This window comes from Sphingomonas sp. IC4-52 (assembly GCF_020707225.1).
Lineage (GTDB): Bacteria > Pseudomonadota > Alphaproteobacteria > Sphingomonadales > Sphingomonadaceae > Sphingomonas.
In genome coordinates this window covers 202,992-220,841 of record NZ_JAJFEU010000005.1, presented here as the reverse complement: position 1 = coordinate 220,841, position 17,850 = coordinate 202,992, and the positions used below count along the sequence as shown (strand labels likewise).

Here is a 17,850-nt window from a genome sequence, read left to right as displayed (position 1 = left end):
CTGCGGGATGCGGCCCCGGTTCTTTGATCAGGCAGGAGCGCGGTGGCGAGGTGGCCCCCTCCCCTGCCCCCGTGATCAGGCTTTCGGGCCTAGCCACTTTGCCATGAGCACGCGCGGTACGTCCTCGTAGCCGAGCCGTTCGTAGAATTGCGCGACGCCAACATTGGTGGGGCGGATCATCAGCTGGACCTTGGGCACGCCGCGATCCTGAAGCCAGCGTTCGCCGGCCTCGACCATGGCCCGCCCGATGCCGTGGCCCTGCCGCTCCGGCATGGCGGCGAGATAGTAGAGCCAGCCGCGATGCCCGTCATGGCCGACCATCACGCTGCCGATGATCCGACCGCCCTCCTCCCCCACCAGCACCATCGAGGCCGGGCCGGCCAGCGCGAAGCGGAAGTCGGCGGCGGGATCATTGTGGCTGACGACCAGATCGCACGCGCGCCACAGGGCGGTGACTGCGGCTTCATCGGCAGAGGTTGCGGCGCGGATCGACGGGGGCATGGCGAGTAACCTGGCTTGATGGCGCGGCGCCGAACCAGTCAGCGCCGAGCCAGTATCGGCGGTTCAGCAGGCCGGCGCCAGCGCCAGCGGCACGTCCAGTTCGATGCGGTTGCGACCGCGCGCCTTTGCCAGATACAGCGCCCGATCGGCAGCGGACAGCAGTTCGCCCAGCGTGGTGCCGCCCATGCCATATTCGGCAACGCCAATGCTGACCGTCGCTTCAAGCCCCGGGGAACGCGGGTCACCCGGAACGGTGTCGGCGAAGCGGGCGGCGAGAACACGGCCGATCTCACGGGCGTGATTGCGCCCGAAGCCGGGCAACAGCGCGACAAATTCCTCGCCGCCGATCCGCGCCAGCGCAGCGCCGGGGCCAAGCGTGGTCCGCGCGATACGGGCGAACGTCTTCAGAACCTCGTCGCCGGTAGCATGGCCATAGCGATCGTTGATCGACTTGAAGTGATCGAGATCGAACGCGAGCAGCGACACCGGCTGATCGGCGCCGCGCTGGTGGAGCAGCCGCTCGCCATGTTCGAAGAACCATTGCCGATTGCCGAGGTCGGTAAGGAAATCCTTGCGCGATGCCTCCAGTAACTGGGCATGCGATTCCTCGCGGACCACGGCGAGGAGCGCCATCGGCAGACCGACGGAATATAGCACGCCCTCATACATGGTGAGCTTTGCCACCACCGACATGATCGAGGGGCCGAGCGTGGCCTCCAGCGCCGGCAGCACGAACAGCCGGGCCGAATAGAACAGGGTATGCATCGCCAGAACGGCGACCACGAGGCGATGGGAACGCAACGCGCGCAATGCCCGGCTGCGGATCATCTCCCAGGTCGTCAGCCCCCCGGCCAGCGCGATGGGAATGCCGCCGATATAGCTCCACAGGCCCTCCGGCCAGGTCGCGCCACCGACGATCCAGGCCAGCGCAAGCGAAACCAGCATGATGGCCGAGAGCTGACCATAGCGGCGCCCGTTGAACGAAGCCGCCGCGTTCAGGATCAGCAGATAGCCGCTGACAAAGGTGAGATTGCCCAGCGCCGAGCCGAACACGCCATGAAGTTCGCTGCGGATGGTGGCGATCACGCACCCCGCGGCCAGCATCAGATAGCCAGCGGCAAGCAGCCGCAATTCCCGCCGCCGCTGCGGACGAGCCTGGCACTCCCACACGGTCAACGCTGCACTCAGGAGCAGCGTGCCGACCGCCAGAAAGTAAAGGGTGAACAGATCGAAACGCATCGCGAGGCCAAAGTTTCCAATGCCACCATTTAGGCGCCATTTCGAAAGAACTCCTTAATTGTTGAAGATGCCGCGCTGCCGGTGTTGGCTGTCCGAAAAGAAGGCTCGTCAGCGGGCGGCGTGCCGGTGCCGGCAGGCATGGCGCGGCGCGACCCGGCCAGCCGCACAAGCCCTTTCATCCCGCGAACTTGCTGATATTAGGCGCGCCGCAGCCGCCTCTTTCGGGTTTCCGGCCGCTGCCCTCCCCAGTCAGAGCCCGCGCAAGGAGAACGCTTTTGGCGTGGGTCATACTTGGCTGTGCCGTGGTTACCGAAATCATCTGGGCGCTGAGCTTGAAATGGGCAGCGATGGGCGGCGGATGGCAGAGATCCATCATTCCGGTGGCGCTGAGCTTCGTGAACATGGGGCTGCTGGCGCTCGCGATGCGCGGGCTTTCCGCGGGCACCGCTTATGCGGTCTGGACGGGGCTTGGCGCCGTGGGCGTGACCATTTTCGGGGTCATGTTGTTCGGCGAGCGGCTGAGCGCGGTGCAGATCGGGTTTCTGGCGCTGATCATCATCGGCGTGGTCGGCACGAAGCTGTTCGCCCAGCAGTAACCCCGCGGTCGCTGGAAGGGCGAGGCTGGGTCAGGCGATGCTGCTCCAATGGCCGAGCGCCATCGCATTGTAGCGCTTCATCGCCTCCACCATCCGGCCGCGCAGATCGACATCGATCAGCTCTGCCGGCAGCAGCGGATCGGAATTGATCGCGCGAAGCACGGACTGGCCGAGAAGATAGGTTTCGCGAGCAGCGTCGCGGGTCGCCATATGCTCGACCCGCGCCGCGCTCGCCGCCATTTCCCCCAGCCAATGACGATAGCCCTGCTCCAGCGCATCCACGGGCCAGAGGGCACGGTAGCTGCGATCCGGTGCCGGCTCCGCGATGCAGCCGGTGAGCAGCGGCGCCTCCCCTTCCAGCCCCAGCCCGCCGAGTTCGTTACGTAACTCCGCCACGCTGCGACGCAGATTGTCCGCCCTCACCCATGTGCCCGCGCCCGCATGCGCGAACCCGGTCAGGCGAAGCGCCCGCTCGCGACGCTGAAGCCGGGAGCGATCGGTGCGGCCGAGGTGATGAGTGAGCACCAACATCCACGCGCCCGCCCAGGGCCGAACGCTCGCCTCCACCAGCATCCAGCTGCGCGCCTTGGCATGAAGCGCGGCCGCCGCCGAACCGAGCGCATAGACGCCGCGCTCCGGCTGGCGGGCCATGCCCTCCCGCACCAACCGCCCCAGCGCGACCCGTACCGCCGCCGGCTCGATCCCGAAGATCGCCGCGCGGCCGATCAACGTGCCGGCGGAAAGCGGCGCCGGTGCCGAGGTCGACAGCAACCATAGCGCCAGGGAGCGCGGCAGCACCGGATCGCGCCAATCATGTAACACGCTTTGACTCATCATGCGAAAACGCGTTATATAGAAGGCGGAGAGGAGAGCCAGCGTGAAGGTGTCCGAATATCTCTCGTCCGAGGAGCTGGTGGCGCTGACGCGGCGCTCCGACTCCCGCGCATGGGCGGCATTCGCGATGAACTGGGGCCTGATCGCCGCAGCCTTCGCCCTGGCGATCGCCTGGCCCAACCCGCTGACGATCGTCCTCGCGGTGCTGATCCTGGCCGGCCGCCAGCTCGGGCTCGGCATCCTGGTGCATGATTGTGCGCACCACGCATTGTTCCGCAGCCGGCGCACCAATGAAGTGGTTGGCCAGTGGCTGGCGGGAACACCGATCAACCTCTCGCTGACGGCATACCGCACCTATCATCTGGCGCACCACCGCTATGCTGGAACCCCGCAGGATCCGGATATCGGCTTTGTCGCGAGCTATCCGATCTCGCGCGAGTCGCTGCGCCGCAAGTTCATGCGCGATATTACCGGGCGGACCGGGTTCCGGGACCTGCGCCGGACGCTTTCGCGCTTTCGCCTGGGCACACACTGGCCATGGCTGGCGTTTCACGGCGCCTTGTTCGCGACGCTAACGCTGGCGGGCGGATGGTGGGCTTATGGCCTGTGGTGGGTCGCGGAACTGTTCGTTTACCCCGTGATCGTGCGGCTGCGGCAGATCGGCGAGCATGGCGTGGTGCCCGATCGCGGCTCCCCAGATCCGCGGATGAACACCTCCACCACCCTCGCCCGCTGGTGGGAGCGGCTGTTCATCGCGCCCAACCACGTCAATTACCATGTTGAACATCACCTCGCCGCCGGCGTGCCGCCCTATCGCCTGCCGCGGATGCACCAGTTGCTGAGCCAGCGCGGTTTTTACGAGGGGCATGACGCGATCTCGCGCGGCTATGTGGATGTCCTGCGCCGGGCCACGCGCCAACCGGCGTGAGGGGCCGCCGTGACGCGATGGCGTGTTGATGTATCGAGCAGTTGAACGGCCGGCCCTTTGACTTAGCGGACCTTGCAACATCCTAAGTCTTGGTTAACGCTGCGGCCGGATAATACCCGGATAGTGCAGAAGGGAAGTTTTAGGACAGCAGATATCTCCACCAACAGGAGATATTATGCCGCCTTTTGCCGCGCACGACCTGCTTACTGTTAAAGAGGTGGACGCCCACCCGAACAAGCCCGCCTGGGCAAATCTCGTCGCCCATATCAGCGTTGATCCTGTTCCGGCATCCTTGCGCGGGCCCGGGATCTACGCGCTCTTCCTGGACGGTGCGCTGTTCTACATCGGGCTGCACGTCGGCAAGGATGCGGATCCGGATCTGCCGGTGCTGGAACGCTGGAAGCTGCATGTCGTGGGACAGACCCTGCGCGCCAAGGCGATCAGCTTCAGCCCGACGCCGCTCAACGCCGTGCTGCGGGCAGAGGATGCAACGGGCATGGTCGACGATCTCGCCGCTTGCCTGCCGAGCGGCCGGGATACCGATTGCCGCACGGCAATGCCGCATGCGCTGCTGAGCGGATCGCATTGTACCGCGCAAAAGGCGGCCTTTGCCCGCGCGAACTGGGCAACCTTGCGCGGCGCCTCGCCTGACGAGCTGCTGGCGCGGATCACCTGCCTGTTCCGTCCCCTACCGGCCGGCTGGGAAGCGCTGCTTGCCGGTGCCGAGGGGCAGGAACGCGGTGAATGGGTGCGCGAACAATGGCTGCGCCCGGCCGAGACCGCGTTGGTCGAACAATTTCGTCCGATCTGCAACGCCTGCATCGCCATCGGCACCCACCGTGCCGGCATCCAGGCGGCCGAGGTCAGCGCCGCGCTGGAAACGATCTTCCCGGATGATCTGCGGGCGTTCGACCGCCAGGTTTACACTAATCGGGTGGCGCGTCGGCGACCGGCCCCGCGCGCGTTGGTGGAAGCCTATACCGCCGCCGGCGTCGAGGCGGATGAGCAAGTGATGGAACTGGCCGAGGACGAGGGCCTGAGCCGTGGCGAGCTGGCGTTCCGGCACAAGCTGTCGGATGCGGGGACTCGCCTGGTGGATGCCCTGATCGACAGCTGCCCGGTGCCGCTGGAGGTTTACTTCACCAATGTTCCCGACGTGCGGATCCGGCTTGGCGAGGGCGGGCGAACGCTGCTCCTGCTCCGCACCGCCGGGGACCGGATCCACTGCTTCTCCAAGGCGAGCGTATCGGCCTGCCTGGCGCTGGGCGTCGTTGCAGAGCCGGTCAGCAACGATCCGATGAAATCGCGGTTCACGTTCGATCCGGCGGAGATTGCGCCGGCCCTGTTGCTGGGGATCGCAGGGGCAGCGGCGCAGGCGGTTTCGGCCTGATCGTTCCGGGGGGCGAGCGGCGCGACTGTTCGCCCCCTACCCTACCCTGCGCGGGGTCAGGAGCCGCCCAGCAACGCCTCCGGATCGAGCAGGGTCAGTTCGGCCCCCTCCCCTGCCCGGCCGGCCGCGTGCCAGCGCCACAGCACGAGGTTGCGGCCACCGCGGTGCTGAACGGATGGCACGATGGCGCCGTCAGCGCCACGCGCGATAAGGTCGCTCGCCACGGCCCAGCTGGGCGGCACTTGCTTGTGGATCATGTGGATCTCGCGCCACAAACAAGCGGTGATCGAGGGATCGGCATCGGTAAGGTCGGCAATCGCATCGGCGGTGACGTCAAATGCCACCAGCGTGCCCGGCCGGATCAGATCCTGATGCATCTCCTGGATCGCAGTATTGTAATCCGCCGACAGATACAGGGCCGGCGTACCCGGCGGGTTCCAGCGGCCGCCCGTGAGGTGCGATCCGCTGTCATAGGGCCGATGTTGCCAGCGGATGCCCAACATGCGCCAGAAACGGCCCTGAAGCGGCGAGAGAGGCGGTTTGGCCATGGTGGGCGGGTCGACCGCAGCGCAATCGGCGGCGGATCAGGCGTAGGCGCCCTGATCCATGCTTTCCAGTGTCCACATCACGGCATCGGCGTGGCCGTCCTCCACCAGCTCCTCGGCCGTCTTGCCGAAGCCGGCAATCGGCTGATGCTTGAACCAGATGATCGCCCTCCCCTCATCCCCCGCCAGTTCAGCGGCGCGGGCGATGATCCGGGCGATTTCACCAAGCTTGGCCTGCACCGCGGGGCTTTCCGGCCGCGCCGTCATGGTGTTGCGGTTGACATGGGCCAGCTTGGCGAGACGAGACATCGGCAAGCGCAACCGTTCGGCCATGCGGCGCGGCGCGATCATGTCGGCATCGCGGATGTCGTCGAGGAAAGCGGCAAGCATGGGTGCACTCCTTGTCCGTTATATGCACGCTCGATCGCTTTGGTTCAATAAATCCCTCTTCCCCATCAAACCATATATCTCGCACCTGTTAAGGGGTTCATTGTAGAGGTTAGAGAGTTAGCGAGGCCTTCGGTGCCTGCTAAGCCATTGTAGACGCAAGCTAACCTGCGGTCCTGCGGTTCCCGTTGTGTCGTGTTTGCGTTCCTGAAGATCCGGCAGGGGCGTTCCTGATGTGTCGGGAGAGCGTTCCCGGAGGTGCGGTGATTGTTCCTGGAGTGTCGATGGGCTGGCAAATGCTGCCTTTCGATGCCGAGGATTGAATCAATTCCGGCAGCATGGGTGTTGGAGACGTTCAAATGTGCGGATCTTGCACGGACGGATCTGCTGACGCTCCGGATTTCCCGACACTTCGGGAACGGCGACGCTGGTTCGGTCTGTCGTTTCGCTTGGTGACGGCCCCCTTCCCTCGCAAATCGACGCGGGTAATTGGGGCAGCAGCTGACGGTGTCGCGCGTCCCGGCTGATGCGTTCTGCTTCCAATCGCTCCTGCCGCGTTTGGGACCCTGTGGAGATCGAGTTCCTCGCTCGTCTGCTCCGACACTGTGCAACCGCCACTGCTCGGGGCTGCCGTACCGCGCCTCGATCCACGGTTGGCATTTCTTGGTAGCATAGCGCTGGCTCGCAGCTTGCGGTTCTGCACCTGAGCGCCCCAGCTTGCGGAAGTCGGTACCGGGGCAGCAAGAGGCTGCGCGACCCGCGCCGGTTGGCTGGGCGCCCACGCGCTGAGGCGGTCGGGAGTGATTGGTTCGGGCAACGAAGCAGGATTGGCGTTGAGCTTTCCGCGGGCGCCATGGCGCGGCGGTGCGGAATTAGCGGCCGAGGTGATGGCGGTGCTTGGCGTCCCAGCGTTTCACGAAGCCGATGAACGCGTTCTGATAGCTCACCGGAGTGCGCGCAGGGTCGGCAGCGAGCCACTGCCGGAACTCCTCGTGCAATGCCTGATAGTCCCAACCGGGGCATTCTGCCTTGAGGGTGGCAAGCGTTGCGTCCGTGAGTTCGCCGGCGGTTACCCGATGCGCAAGGCCCTTGACCGAACGACGGATCATGGCCGCGGCGGCGGACAGTTCAGCGGTGCGCTCGGGGGACGGCGTTTCCCCGGGGAAACGATCTGCTGGTGGCTCGGACGGCGTGACGGGCAGGGGGCAGGGCTGCACCGCGCCGCCGTCCAGCATTAGCGGCTCGGATACAGGGGCAGCAGCGTCGCCGCTGGCTTGATGTTCCTGTGCATTAGCTTTGGTGGGTGCGCCCTCACGACCAGCGGAACCTAGCGGCGCCGGATTCACCGCGTCGGCTTTGGGTTGTGGGGCAGGGGGCACGTTCGAGATCGCCAAGGCAGGCTGTTCTGCGTCCTTGGCCTTCGTACGCGCGCGGGGCTTGGCCTGCCGCTCTGATGCGGGTTCCGGTGACGTGCTCGCCGGATCGCTGCGGCGGCGCATGCGCAAGGCAGGCTCGCGCTTGCCGGCTGGCTGCTCCAGCGCCAGCGTATAGCCGGGCAGGGGATCCTTCTCGGCAATGCGGGCAATCTCGAACTTGAAGCGGCGGTACTGGCCCTCTGCGCCCGACTTTTCGAACAAGGTCGGCATGGAGATGGCGAAGCCAGCCTCACCGGCACCGCCGGCATGTTTGCGCGCGACCTTGTAGAGCCAGCGCTCGCGTCCGCCGGTCAGATCGAAATAGGCGCGGTCGATCGACAGGACGCCGCCCGTCATCATCACGCCTTCCCAGAACCAGTTGCTGAGTTCGATGGTCATGCCGCGCGACCGCTCGGTCTTCTCATCGACCAATTGGGTCCAGCCATCGAGCCAGCTGAAAGTGGCTTCCCGGCGGTTTTCGGCCCGGATGTTGGTCTTGATGGTGGTGGCAACGAGCCGGTCGAGCGCTTGGCCGAGCAGCTCATACGCGCGCCCGGTAGTCGGCCGCCCGATCGCGCGCAGCAGGTCATAGGGCATGAGGTGCAGCTTGCGCGGCACATCGTTGACGCCGCGGCGCGCCATGTCGGCGAGCACGCTGGCGCAGTAGATCAGGATGTCGGCATCCCAGATCGTCGCCATGCCATAATCGGGATTGGCGGAGACATGGACCCACAGCTTCCCGTCAGGGCTGCGATAATCGATTGGCTTTACCCGCTTCGACTTGGCGAGGCTGAAGAAAGGCCGCTCCATCATCTCGCGCTGGTCGCGCAGCGCGAGATCGGCGACATAGGGGAGGAACAGATCGAATTGGTTCGATGCAGTCTCGCGGGTCGCTTTGGTCATGCACGGTTTCCCCGGGGAAACATGTGCCGCCACCCGGCAGGTGCCGAGCCAAGCGCAACGTGCGGGCAGCGGTCATGTGGCGGTCGCGCCGCAGTGAGGTGTCCGAGGGTCGTACGGCCATGACGCGGCCGTCGGCAGGGGAGGCGAGGGCCATTGCCGTTTGTGTGGCGTTTCCCCGGGGAAACACACGCAAGGGCACTACCCGGCCGGCCCGCATGGGCCGCCATAAGCCGGCGTATCGGGGGGAACGCAGACGCCTGATGTGCCCGACGACCGCGCGGCTGTTTCCCCGGGGAAACATCAGCCGCCCCGGCGAATGTTGAGAAAGTTGAGGCGCCGGCGTGGTTCAACGCTGCAAGCCCCGCCCCTCTGCTTCGAGATGATCGAGTGCCTGGCGCAATGCCGTGGCGAGATCATCGTGACTGGCGCCCGAACCGGAATGAAGGCGAATGGTGACCCCCTGCCGATTGGCGGACTGAATGGTAAGGGCCGGGCGACCGTGATTGGTCGTCCATGTCCAGGGTTCGGCCGCCGCGCCGTTCGAGGCACGGGGCGCTTCGATCAACTGGCGCACCACTTCCGTCGCATTCCACTGCGCCAGGCCGTGATCGCGGCGCATTTTCTGGTCCCGCGCCAATGACTTGGCTTTCGCCAGAATGGCTGGCGCCGCAGCCTTGTCGTCCAGCGCCTGCGCCAGGGTGTAGCCCGGCTTCAGCTGCACGTCGGCCGGCGAGGCAAAGGCCTGGATCACGACGTCGGGAAGGCTGGCGACCTTCAACATCTTCGACAACCAGCCCTTGGAGAGCTTCAGCCGCTCCGCCATGCGCGTGAGGTGATTGCCATAATGGCTCTTCAGTGCGGCGGCATAATTGCGGGCGCGCTCGAGATCCGAGACGTCCTTGCGGGCGCGATTTTCCAGATCGGCGAGGCGAAAGGCGGCCTCATCGTCCAGCACCGCGACCTGCGCCACGAACATCATGTCGGGATAGCTGTGCGCGCGCAGCCAGGAGATCGACCAGTGGCGGCGCGTTCCGGCGATCACCTCATAGTCATAGTCCGGATCGCCCTCCACCCGGCGGACAACGGCTGGCACCTTCTGCCCGCCCTCTGCCACGATGGAATCGATCAGCTCGCGGCAACTTTCCTCGCTAAGATGCGCATAGGACCGGGCATTTCCCGGCCAGATCCGCACGCGCGCGGGATTCAGCAGCAATTGTGTGACCTGACGCACCTCGCCCGACGCCACCCGCGCCAGCGCAGATTCGCGGCCAAGGAGCGTGGTGCCGCGCAACCGCTCGCGTGCAGGGGAGGGAAGCGGGGCAGGGCTGGGCGTGCTCGCCGCCGGCGCTGGGACCGGGGCGATGATCGCGGCCTCCGGCGCGCTGCTCGGCGCCGGCGCGGGGGCAGGTTCATCGTCCGCCAGCAGGCCGGCAAGATAGTCTGACTGTTTACGCGCCATCGAAGGTCTCCACCGCGCGGAACATATGCGGAACACGCCTCTGTAGGAAAGAGGCGGGCGGGAGTGGGTGGCGGCGCTGATCAGGCCGCGGCATGAATGACATCCTCTTCGCGCGCGGGCGCCACCCGGCCCCAGCCCTGACGGACCAGTTGCTCGATCTGCCCCAGTGCTTCATCCAGGTTGGTGCGGCACCTTTTGTGCGTCTTGGGCGTGCCGATCGGCTTTTCCAGCTCATACACCGTCATCATGCGCAGGGCGGCGTGGCTGATCTCCGCCGAATCAAGGATCGGGACGGGGAGCAGGGCAGAGCCGAAGCTCTGCTCCATGATGGCCCGCACCATCGCGTGGCTGGGATCGTTGGCGTCGAACTTGGAGCAGATCAGCCGGACGAAACTGTAATCCACGGCGATGCCGGCACCCTCCAGCTGACGCAGCACCTGGTCCATCATCGACAGGAACTGCACCGTGGAGCAGAAGTCGGGCGTGGTGGCCGCCAGCGGCACGAGCAGCGCATTGGCCGCCTGCATCACCGCAAGGCTGATCGTGCCCAGCGCGGGCGGCGGATCGAGGATCACCACGTCATAATCGCGGGCGAGGTCGATAAGCCCCTGTTTAAGCTTGCGAAAACGGGCAGCGAGCACCGATTGCCCGTTCGACCCGGCCGCCGCCAGCTCATATTCCACGTCGAACAATTCGAGGTTGGACGGGATAAGATCTACGTTCGGCCACGGCGTGCGCTTCACGGCATAAGCGAGATCGGCCTCGGTCGGGTCGATCGAGAGATAGGGGTAAAGCGTTTCTTCGCGCGCGATGTTGAAATGCGGGTTGAAGCCGAACAGCGTGGTGGTGGTCGCCTGGCTGTCGCAATCCACGACGAGCACGCGATAGCCCTGCACTGCGAAATAATGCGCCAGATGGGTGGTGACGGTGGACTTGCCGACGCCGCCCTTGAAGTTCTGCACCGCGATGATCGCCGGCACGTCGAGCGGCGCACGGGCCGGGGAGGCGCCGAGCACCTGGCGCATGTGGAGCAGCTCCTCCACGGTATAGCCCAGGCGCCGCCCTGTCTCGCTGGCCGGTGGCGGCGGCAAGCGGCCGTCCTCTTCCGCCATGCGGATGCGATTGGTGGAGCAGCCGAGCAATGCTGCCGCCTCGGCAATGCCGAAGCGGACGTTGAGCCCCTTGCGGCTTTCGGGCAAAAACGCCTTGCGCCGCAGGCGTTCGATCATCCGTTCGCCCGCCTCGGCAAGATCGCCGATCTGGCTGGTGATTGCATTCATGCCGGAGCCCCGCGCGTCGATTGAAGCTTGTTCGCGCGGTCATCGCACGAAATGGTTCAAGCGCACAAGACCGTTACGGCAAAGGTTCTAAAGTTAAGGTGCCCCTGGTCTCCCAAGGGTGCCGAAACGCGTCAACTGGCGAGCGCGTAGAGCGATGACTGGGGGCGGCACGGCGCCTCGAACACTAGCCTGGGACGGGCCGCGGCGCGCTCCAGCCGCAGGCCGGCGCGCGCCCCGATCACCGCCGCCTGCGTGCGGTTGGTGACGCCAAGCCGCGACAGAAGCACGCGAATTCGCGCCTTTACCGCGCCTTCCGACGTTTGATGAAGGCGCGCGATTTCCTTGTTCGACAGCCCTTCCGACAGGCAGCGCATCAGCTGCCATTGTTCGTCATCAAGCCCGGCCTGGTCCAGCGTATCGCTGTCGCGGGGTTGATCGGGCAACAGGGCGGGGGTGGTGCAGGTCGGCTGGCCAAGCGCGGCGAGGGCGGCGACATGGGCTAGCTGACGCCCGTTCAGCGACGGTGAGGCCAGCGACACGCTGCGGCCGGCGCCCTGAAGCTGCGCCACCAGGGATTGCTGCGCCGGACCGCCGATCACCACCCAATTGTCGATCGGCAATGCCGCCACCTCGTCGCCGAGCCCGGCGGGATCAAGATCCGCGGCCACCAGCGCCACATCTGCCCCGCGAGCTTCACCGTCAGCAGGTGCAGCCGACGCGATAACCTCAATATTCTGAAGCTTCAGCGCAGCGGCGATGGCTTCCCGCCAAATGCTGTTGGTGCACAGCAGCACCGCGCGCAGCGCGTCTTGCATGAAAAACCCCCTCCTGATGAACAAGGCCAGCCCCGTCCGGCCCGTTCATCTTTCCTTAAGCAGACATTATCCAATTTACGAAGATGTCAGTAGGAGTGCGTCGATAGTTGCACATCGATGCCCCTTTGTGAGTATTCTCGCGTCCATCGCGTGAACAATCCACGCCGCGCCGTCGAAAGACGCGGCGTTCCTGTCTTCTGATACGCTGGCCAACCCTCGGACGCAGCACCGGTTTCCGAAGAGCACCGGGCGCGTCCGATGCGTGATTGTTGCGCAGGCACTGAGATCGCAACCTTGTTGGCGGGGGGCAAGACAGCTTCAGCCGAACAGTCACGGCGCATGACGGCGCCACGAAAACTGGTCGGGGGGGAGGTCATCACTTGCAGACCCAGCATGACCAACAGGAGGTAATCATGAAGGCTCTCGCTCTTATTTCGGCCGCCGCGATCGCGATGGTTGCAGCATCTTCGGCGTCGGCACAGGTCGGCAAGGATTCCGAGCAGTACAAGCTGGCGCTGTCCGGCACCGTCGCCAGCAACTGCGAACTGCTTCCGGAAGGCAGCGGCACCTACAACGTCAACATGAGCGAAACCGGCAACCAGGGCGTTCTGACGATCGCTTATGCCTGCAACTCGCCCTACACGGTGTCGCTGCAGTCGCTGAACGGCGGCATGCGTCACGCCGAATCGAACGGTTCGGTCAACGTGCGCTATGACGTCGAAGCCAGCTTCCTTGGCCTGGGCATCGGCGCCACCAGCACCAGCTCGGCCGCGATGAAGAACGCGCCGGTCGTGATCGTGAACGACAACGACTGGACCAACATCCTGCTGAACGGCGGCACCCGCACCGGCAACCTCGACCTGCAGTTCAACGGTCTGACGAACTACGAAGTCGCTGGTACCTATTCGGACGAGCTGACCATCACGCTTGCCGCGAACTTCTAAGCACCCCCGGTCTTAGGATGTCGCGGCTGGGGGGAGGGGGTCGCTCCCCTTCCCCCCGTTTCGTGCCGCGGGTCCGGGCCGATCGGTGCACCATCGCTTTCGGGGGAAACGATATGTTCAACCATTCACGCCGGGCGCTTGGCCTGGCCGGCTTCGCCATGGCCGCCTGCGCCAGCACGTCAGCGCTCGCCTATGACCTGAAGCCCATCGTCATCCAGCTGACGCCGTCGGGCGCGCGCGCCGCGCAGACCGCCGTGGTGACCAATACCCATGACGTGCCGATCGCCATCGAGGTGAAGGCGTTTCAGCGCACGCAGAAGTCGGACGGCACCGACACGCTGACCGCCGACGACGACAATATCATCGTTTCGCCGCCGCAAATGGTGATCCCGCCCAAATCGTCGCAGAGCTTTCGCGTGCAATGGGTCGGCGACACGGCGCCTGCGAAGGAAATCGCCTATCGCATCGTCACCGAGCAGCTGCCGATCCAGTTCAAGGAGCAGGTGCGCAAGGATCTGACCGCTGATCTCACCATGCGCTATCGCTACGAAGCGGCGCTCTACATCATGCCCGAGAACCGCCAGGCAAAGGCGACGCTGACCGGGGTGTCGGCGGTGAAGAATGCCGAAGGCGCGGACGAGCTGGAACTGCGCATCAAATCGGAAGGGACCAGCCGCGCGATCCTCGACAAGCCGGTGCTGGATCTGACCGCGGACGGCAGACCGTACCGCCTGGAAGGGGAGGCGGTGAAATCGCTTTCCGGCCTCAACATCCTGCCGGGGGTCGAGCGCGTGGTGCGGATCGCCATGCCCGCCGATCTCAAGGGGCACGCGCTGTCCGGCAAGCTATCCACCCAGTATATCACGCTGAACTGAGCCGTGGCCCGGCTGGTTGGGCTCGGGCGTCTCGCGCTGCTCTCGGCAACCGCGAGCCTGCCCTCGATGGTGATCGCGCAAAGCCATGCGCCAGGGCGGTCAACGGCGGCGGCAGCACTCGCCGCCGCGGCACCGCGGCCGGAAGCTGAAGCCGCTGCGACGCAGGGGACGGCGGCGGCAACCGCCACAGCGGAGGCGCAGAAGACCGCGGCGGCATCAAGGACGCAGGCTGCGGCGACAGGGCAGGGCCAGGCAGCGCCGGCAGCGCCGGCCGAGGCCACGCCGTCGGCCGACGAAATCTTCCGCCGCGTGTTCGGCAAGGAACGTCCGCCGGTGGCGGCAGGACGCTATATCGTGGTGGTGGATGGGTCGCCCGTCGGGGCGTTCATGATCGATCCCGCCGGCGAGGGGCAGATCGAAAGCGCCTTCGTCACCGAAGTGCTGCTGCCGATCATGGTGGAGGCGCACAAGGAGGCGTTCCAGGCGCTGGCCCGGCAAGGTGAGCGGGTCGGATTTGCGGCGTTGCGCACACTCGGCCTCACGGTCGCGTTTGATCCGGGCGAGCTGGTGCTGACCGTGGGCGTGCCGATGGCGATGCGCTCGGCCCGCGTGATCCGGATGCGCGGCACGCGGGCGCGGCCGGAGATGGCCTTTGTGGAGCAGGCTGGCGTTTCCGCTTACGCCTCCGTTCGTGGCGGCATGGACGTGGTTGCGCAGAACACACGCGGCGACAGCGGCTTTTCCGGCTTTGCCACGGATGCGGATCTGGGGCTGAACATCGGCGGCGTCGCCGTGCAGGGGCGGCTTCGCTATGCCGAACAGGGGGAGCGCAAGTGGAGCCGGGGCGACTTTCGCGTCACCTATGACGATGTCGACCGGCTGATCCGGTACGAACTGGGCGACCTGTCGATCGGGCGGCGCTCCTATCAGCGTGGCGGCCGCATCATGGGCCTGTCGGCGCGCCGTGAATATCGCATCGACCCTTATCTGAACATTCGCCCCGGCGGCGCGCGCGATTTCGAGATCGACCGTCCGGCGCGCGTCGACGTGCTGGTCAACGGGCGGGGCGGGCGGACCTTTTCGCTGCCGCCCGGGCGCTATTCACTGCAGGATTTCTCCCTGCTGCCCTCCGCCACCAACGATGTGGAGATCCGCATCACCTATGCCAGCGGCGAGGTGGAGACGATCCGCTTTCCCGCCTTTTACGACATCGACCTGCTGGCGCCCGGCATGTTCGAGTTTTCCGCCAATGCCGGCGTCCCCTATCGCGACGAGGGCGGGCTGCGCCGGTACAATCGCGATGACTTCAACGTGCTCGGCTATGCCCGATACGGCGTGAACAACGTGCTGACCGTGGGTGGCAGCATCGAGGGAAACGAGCGGTTCACCAACCTGGGCGGGGAAGTGACCTGGGCGTCGCCGTTCGGCTCCCTGTTCGTGACGGCAAGCACCGACGTTCGCCAGCCATCGCTGGCGACGTCATCGGCGCTGCTGCTATATTCGTGGCGCGATGCCGATCAGCTGCGCGGCCGATCGTTCGACGCGCAGGTCCAGCTGACCGGGCGCGACTTCCGCACGCTCGATGGCCTGTTCGGCGGCAATTACACCGCGATTTCCTCGCAGGCCCGCTACGGCCAGTGGTTGAACGACCGCACACGGCTGCAACTGTCGGGCGGCTATGACCGGCTGCGGGATTTTGGCGACAAGGGTGCCGGCGGCGAACGCTGGTTCGTGGGGGTGGGCGCATCCTATCAGGCGCAGTTCGGGACGGTTTCGGCCAGCCTGGATTATGTCCGCGCCCGCCGCGACGGCGGCCTCAGTGCCAATGTCGCGCTGTTCGTACCGCTGGGCCGTGGCACCGTCTCCGGCAGCTATTCGACCCGCGATAATGCGACACGGCTGGAATATAACCGCATCGCGGCGCTGGGCATCGGCGCGACCGGGCTCAGTGCCGGGGTGGAGCGGCGCGACGGGGCGGACCGGCAATATGTGCGCGGCAGCTATGTCGGCAATCGGTTCGAAGGCTTTGCCGATGTGGTGCGCACGGCCGCGCCGGGTATCCGCGACCTGCGCACCTCGCTCGGCTTCGGCACCGCGCTGGTGATGGCGGACGGCGCCTTTGCCGTCTCCCGCCCGGTGGTGAACAGTTTCGCCATTGTCGAGGCGCCCAAGGAGGGTGATTATGCCGTGGAGCCGCGTACCGGCTTCGGATCGGCCGATACCCGCTACGCCGCTTATACCGACTGGCTGGGCGCGGCGGTCATTCCCGACCTGCAACCCTATCTGGAGCGTTCGATCCAGATCGATCAGCGCGGCGACCGCACACCGCCGGGCGCCGGATCCGTGTTCAACCTGAAGCCAGGTTATCGCTCGGGTTATCTGCTGCGTCCGGCGCAGGCGAGCGGCGGTGGCACCGCCGCCGTGGTTGGCGTGCTCGCCGATGCCACGGGCGCGCCGCTGCCGTACCTGTCGGGCGAGGCACGGCGCGTCGGTGGCAAGGAGATCGAGCCGAAGCTGATCTTCACCAACGGATCGGGCCGCTTCTTCCTCGATGGGCTGGAAGAGGGCGCCACCTATGAAATCACCGTGCCGGTCGCCGGGCGCAGCGTAACCACGACGATCAAGGTGCCCGCCGGAAACACCGGCCCAGTGCGGATCGAGGCGCCGATCCGGCTGGACATGATGCGGGAGACACAGGATGCGAAATAGGCTGGCCGCGGCGATGGCCGCATGGCTGCTTGGCGCCATGCCGGGGGCAGCGGGCGCAGCGCCGCTGCCCGGGCTGGAGGAGCCCGCACAGGCCGCGCTTCCCACCGCATTGCCGGGAACCGGCGCGCCCTGCCAGCTCGAGCTTAGGCTCGCCGGCCAGGCGGCGTGGCGCGGCATTTACGGGCGCGGCTATGAGCCGACCGCTGGCGAGACGCTGGAGCAGACCGATGTGGTGGTGCTGCACGATGGCGAGCCGTGCCAATGGTATCTGACGGCCGAACGGCCAGCAGACGGTGCGTTCCTGGTGTCGGCGGGCGGCGGGCGGCTTGGCTTCGACGTGCTGCAATCGCCGAACGGCCCGTCGTTGCTGTCGGATGATGTGCAAGGGACGACATTTTCGCGGCTGGTGGGTGCATCGGGCGAGGGGCTGGGATCGCAGAGCCTGGCGCTGTTCGTGTCGATCCCGCCGGGGCAAGTGGTGCGGGCCGGCAATTACGTCGGGCAAGCGGTGATCCGGCTGTACCGGATAGGCGATGGCGCGCCCGAACTGGTGGTGCAGGCGCCGCTGGCGATCACGACGGCCGTGCCGTCGGTGCTGAGCGTCTCCTCGCGCGATTTCACGCCGGGGGCGGCGGGCGGGGTGGTGGATCTCGGCAGCCTGGAGGGCGGGGTGTCCCGCACGCTGGGCTTTGACGTGACGGCCAATGCAGATGTTTCTTTGACCTTTCAGTCGGCCAATGGCGGCGTGCTTCGCCACCAGGCCGGCGCGAGGGGCATTCCCTATCGCCTGTCCGCCTCCGGCCGACCGATCAGCCTTGACGCGGCGGGCACTGTCGAGCGTTTCGTCACCACACCCGAAACGCCGCTGGCGCTGGATCTGCGCATCGACGTCGATCCGCAGCCGCGCGCGGCCGCCGGCACCTACCGCGACGAGCTGGTGGTGACTTTCCGTGCGGAAGGGTGAGGGGAGGGCGTGCCAGCCGGCGCTCGCCTCCCCCCGGCAGGGGTAATCCACGCGCGTCGCCCGTGC

16 protein-coding genes are annotated in these 17,850 nt (G+C 66.2%); 7 read left to right on the top strand and 9 right to left on the bottom strand.

Annotation, left to right across the window (positions count from 1 at the left end; genetic code table 11):
* Positions 1–75: 75 nt before the first annotated feature.
* Both LK535_RS13605 and LK535_RS13600 read right to left on the bottom strand, forming a co-directional pair.
* Positions 76–501, bottom strand: coding sequence for a GNAT family acetyltransferase (locus tag LK535_RS13605; RefSeq protein WP_227772469.1), 426 nt, complete (start codon positions 499–501; stop codon positions 76–78).
* Positions 502–564: 63 nt separating this feature from the next.
* Positions 565–1,740, bottom strand: a complete 1,176-nt coding sequence (locus LK535_RS13600; RefSeq protein WP_227772468.1) for a sensor domain-containing diguanylate cyclase — start codon at positions 1,738–1,740, stop codon at positions 565–567.
* A gap of 275 nt (positions 1,741–2,015) precedes the next feature.
* Between LK535_RS13600 and LK535_RS13595 the strand changes: the two genes are divergently transcribed.
* Positions 2,016–2,336 carry a DMT family transporter gene (locus LK535_RS13595; protein ID WP_227772467.1) on the top strand — a complete coding sequence of 107 codons (321 nt, stop codon included), beginning with the start codon at positions 2,016–2,018 and terminating at the stop codon, positions 2,334–2,336.
* A gap of 30 nt (positions 2,337–2,366) precedes the next feature.
* Here LK535_RS13595 and LK535_RS13590 read toward each other — a convergent pair whose 3' ends face one another.
* On the bottom strand, positions 2,367–3,173 hold the full coding sequence (locus LK535_RS13590) for a PaaX family transcriptional regulator C-terminal domain-containing protein (RefSeq protein WP_227772466.1): 807 nt from the start codon (positions 3,171–3,173) through the stop codon (positions 2,367–2,369).
* Positions 3,174–3,213: 40 nt separating this feature from the next.
* On the opposite strand from LK535_RS13590, the gene LK535_RS13585 reads away from it, so the two are divergent.
* Together LK535_RS13585 and LK535_RS13580 are read left to right on the top strand one after the other, a co-directional pair.
* Positions 3,214–4,098, top strand: coding sequence for a fatty acid desaturase family protein (locus LK535_RS13585; protein WP_227772465.1), 885 nt, complete (start codon positions 3,214–3,216; stop codon positions 4,096–4,098).
* A 175-nt stretch (positions 4,099–4,273) separates the two neighbouring features.
* Positions 4,274–5,488, top strand: a complete 1,215-nt coding sequence (locus LK535_RS13580; protein WP_227772464.1) for a hypothetical protein — start codon at positions 4,274–4,276, stop codon at positions 5,486–5,488.
* 56 nt (positions 5,489–5,544) lie between these two features.
* Here the strand turns inward: LK535_RS13580 and LK535_RS13575 are convergent, their stop codons facing one another.
* The 6 genes from LK535_RS13575 to LK535_RS13550 all read right to left on the bottom strand — a co-directional run bounded on the left by LK535_RS13575 (position 5,545) and on the right by LK535_RS13550 (position 12,292).
* Positions 5,545–6,036, bottom strand: coding sequence for an RES family NAD+ phosphorylase (locus tag LK535_RS13575; protein WP_227772463.1), 492 nt, complete (start codon positions 6,034–6,036; stop codon positions 5,545–5,547).
* 36 nt (positions 6,037–6,072) lie between these two features.
* Positions 6,073–6,423, bottom strand: a complete 351-nt coding sequence (locus LK535_RS13570; protein ID WP_227772462.1) for a hypothetical protein — start codon at positions 6,421–6,423, stop codon at positions 6,073–6,075.
* Positions 6,424–7,292: 869 nt separating this feature from the next.
* Entirely contained in the window at positions 7,293–8,738 is a 1,446-nt protein-coding gene (locus LK535_RS13565) for a replication initiator protein A (RefSeq protein ID WP_227772461.1), read from the bottom strand.
* A 346-nt stretch (positions 8,739–9,084) separates the two neighbouring features.
* Positions 9,085–10,197: a ParB/RepB/Spo0J family partition protein gene (locus tag LK535_RS13560; RefSeq protein WP_227772460.1), complete on the bottom strand. Its 1,113-nt coding sequence runs from the start codon at positions 10,195–10,197 to the stop codon at positions 9,085–9,087.
* Between the two features lie 80 nt (positions 10,198–10,277).
* Positions 10,278–11,477, bottom strand: coding sequence for an AAA family ATPase (locus LK535_RS13555; RefSeq protein ID WP_227772459.1), 1,200 nt, complete (start codon positions 11,475–11,477; stop codon positions 10,278–10,280).
* A 131-nt stretch (positions 11,478–11,608) separates the two neighbouring features.
* On the bottom strand, positions 11,609–12,292 hold the full coding sequence (locus LK535_RS13550; protein ID WP_227772458.1) for a helix-turn-helix transcriptional regulator: 684 nt from the start codon (positions 12,290–12,292) through the stop codon (positions 11,609–11,611).
* 413 nt (positions 12,293–12,705) lie between these two features.
* On the opposite strand from LK535_RS13550, the gene LK535_RS13545 reads away from it, so the two are divergent.
* The 4 genes from LK535_RS13545 to LK535_RS13530 all read left to right on the top strand — a co-directional run bounded on the left by LK535_RS13545 (position 12,706) and on the right by LK535_RS13530 (position 17,784).
* On the top strand, positions 12,706–13,236 hold the full coding sequence (locus LK535_RS13545; protein ID WP_227772457.1) for a hypothetical protein: 531 nt from the start codon (positions 12,706–12,708) through the stop codon (positions 13,234–13,236).
* Positions 13,237–13,349: 113 nt separating this feature from the next.
* A complete protein-coding gene (locus LK535_RS13540) occupies positions 13,350–14,111 on the top strand; it encodes a fimbria/pilus periplasmic chaperone (protein WP_227772456.1) in 762 nt (253 codons plus the stop codon).
* A gap of 3 nt (positions 14,112–14,114) precedes the next feature.
* On the top strand, positions 14,115–16,820 hold the full coding sequence (locus tag LK535_RS13535) for a fimbria/pilus outer membrane usher protein (RefSeq protein WP_227772455.1): 2,706 nt from the start codon (positions 14,115–14,117) through the stop codon (positions 16,818–16,820).
* A complete protein-coding gene (locus tag LK535_RS13530) occupies positions 16,810–17,784 on the top strand; it encodes a hypothetical protein (protein ID WP_227772454.1) in 975 nt (324 codons plus the stop codon). The genes LK535_RS13535 and LK535_RS13530 overlap by 11 nt, the downstream gene beginning before the upstream one ends.
* The last annotated feature ends 66 nt before the right edge of the window (positions 17,785–17,850 follow it).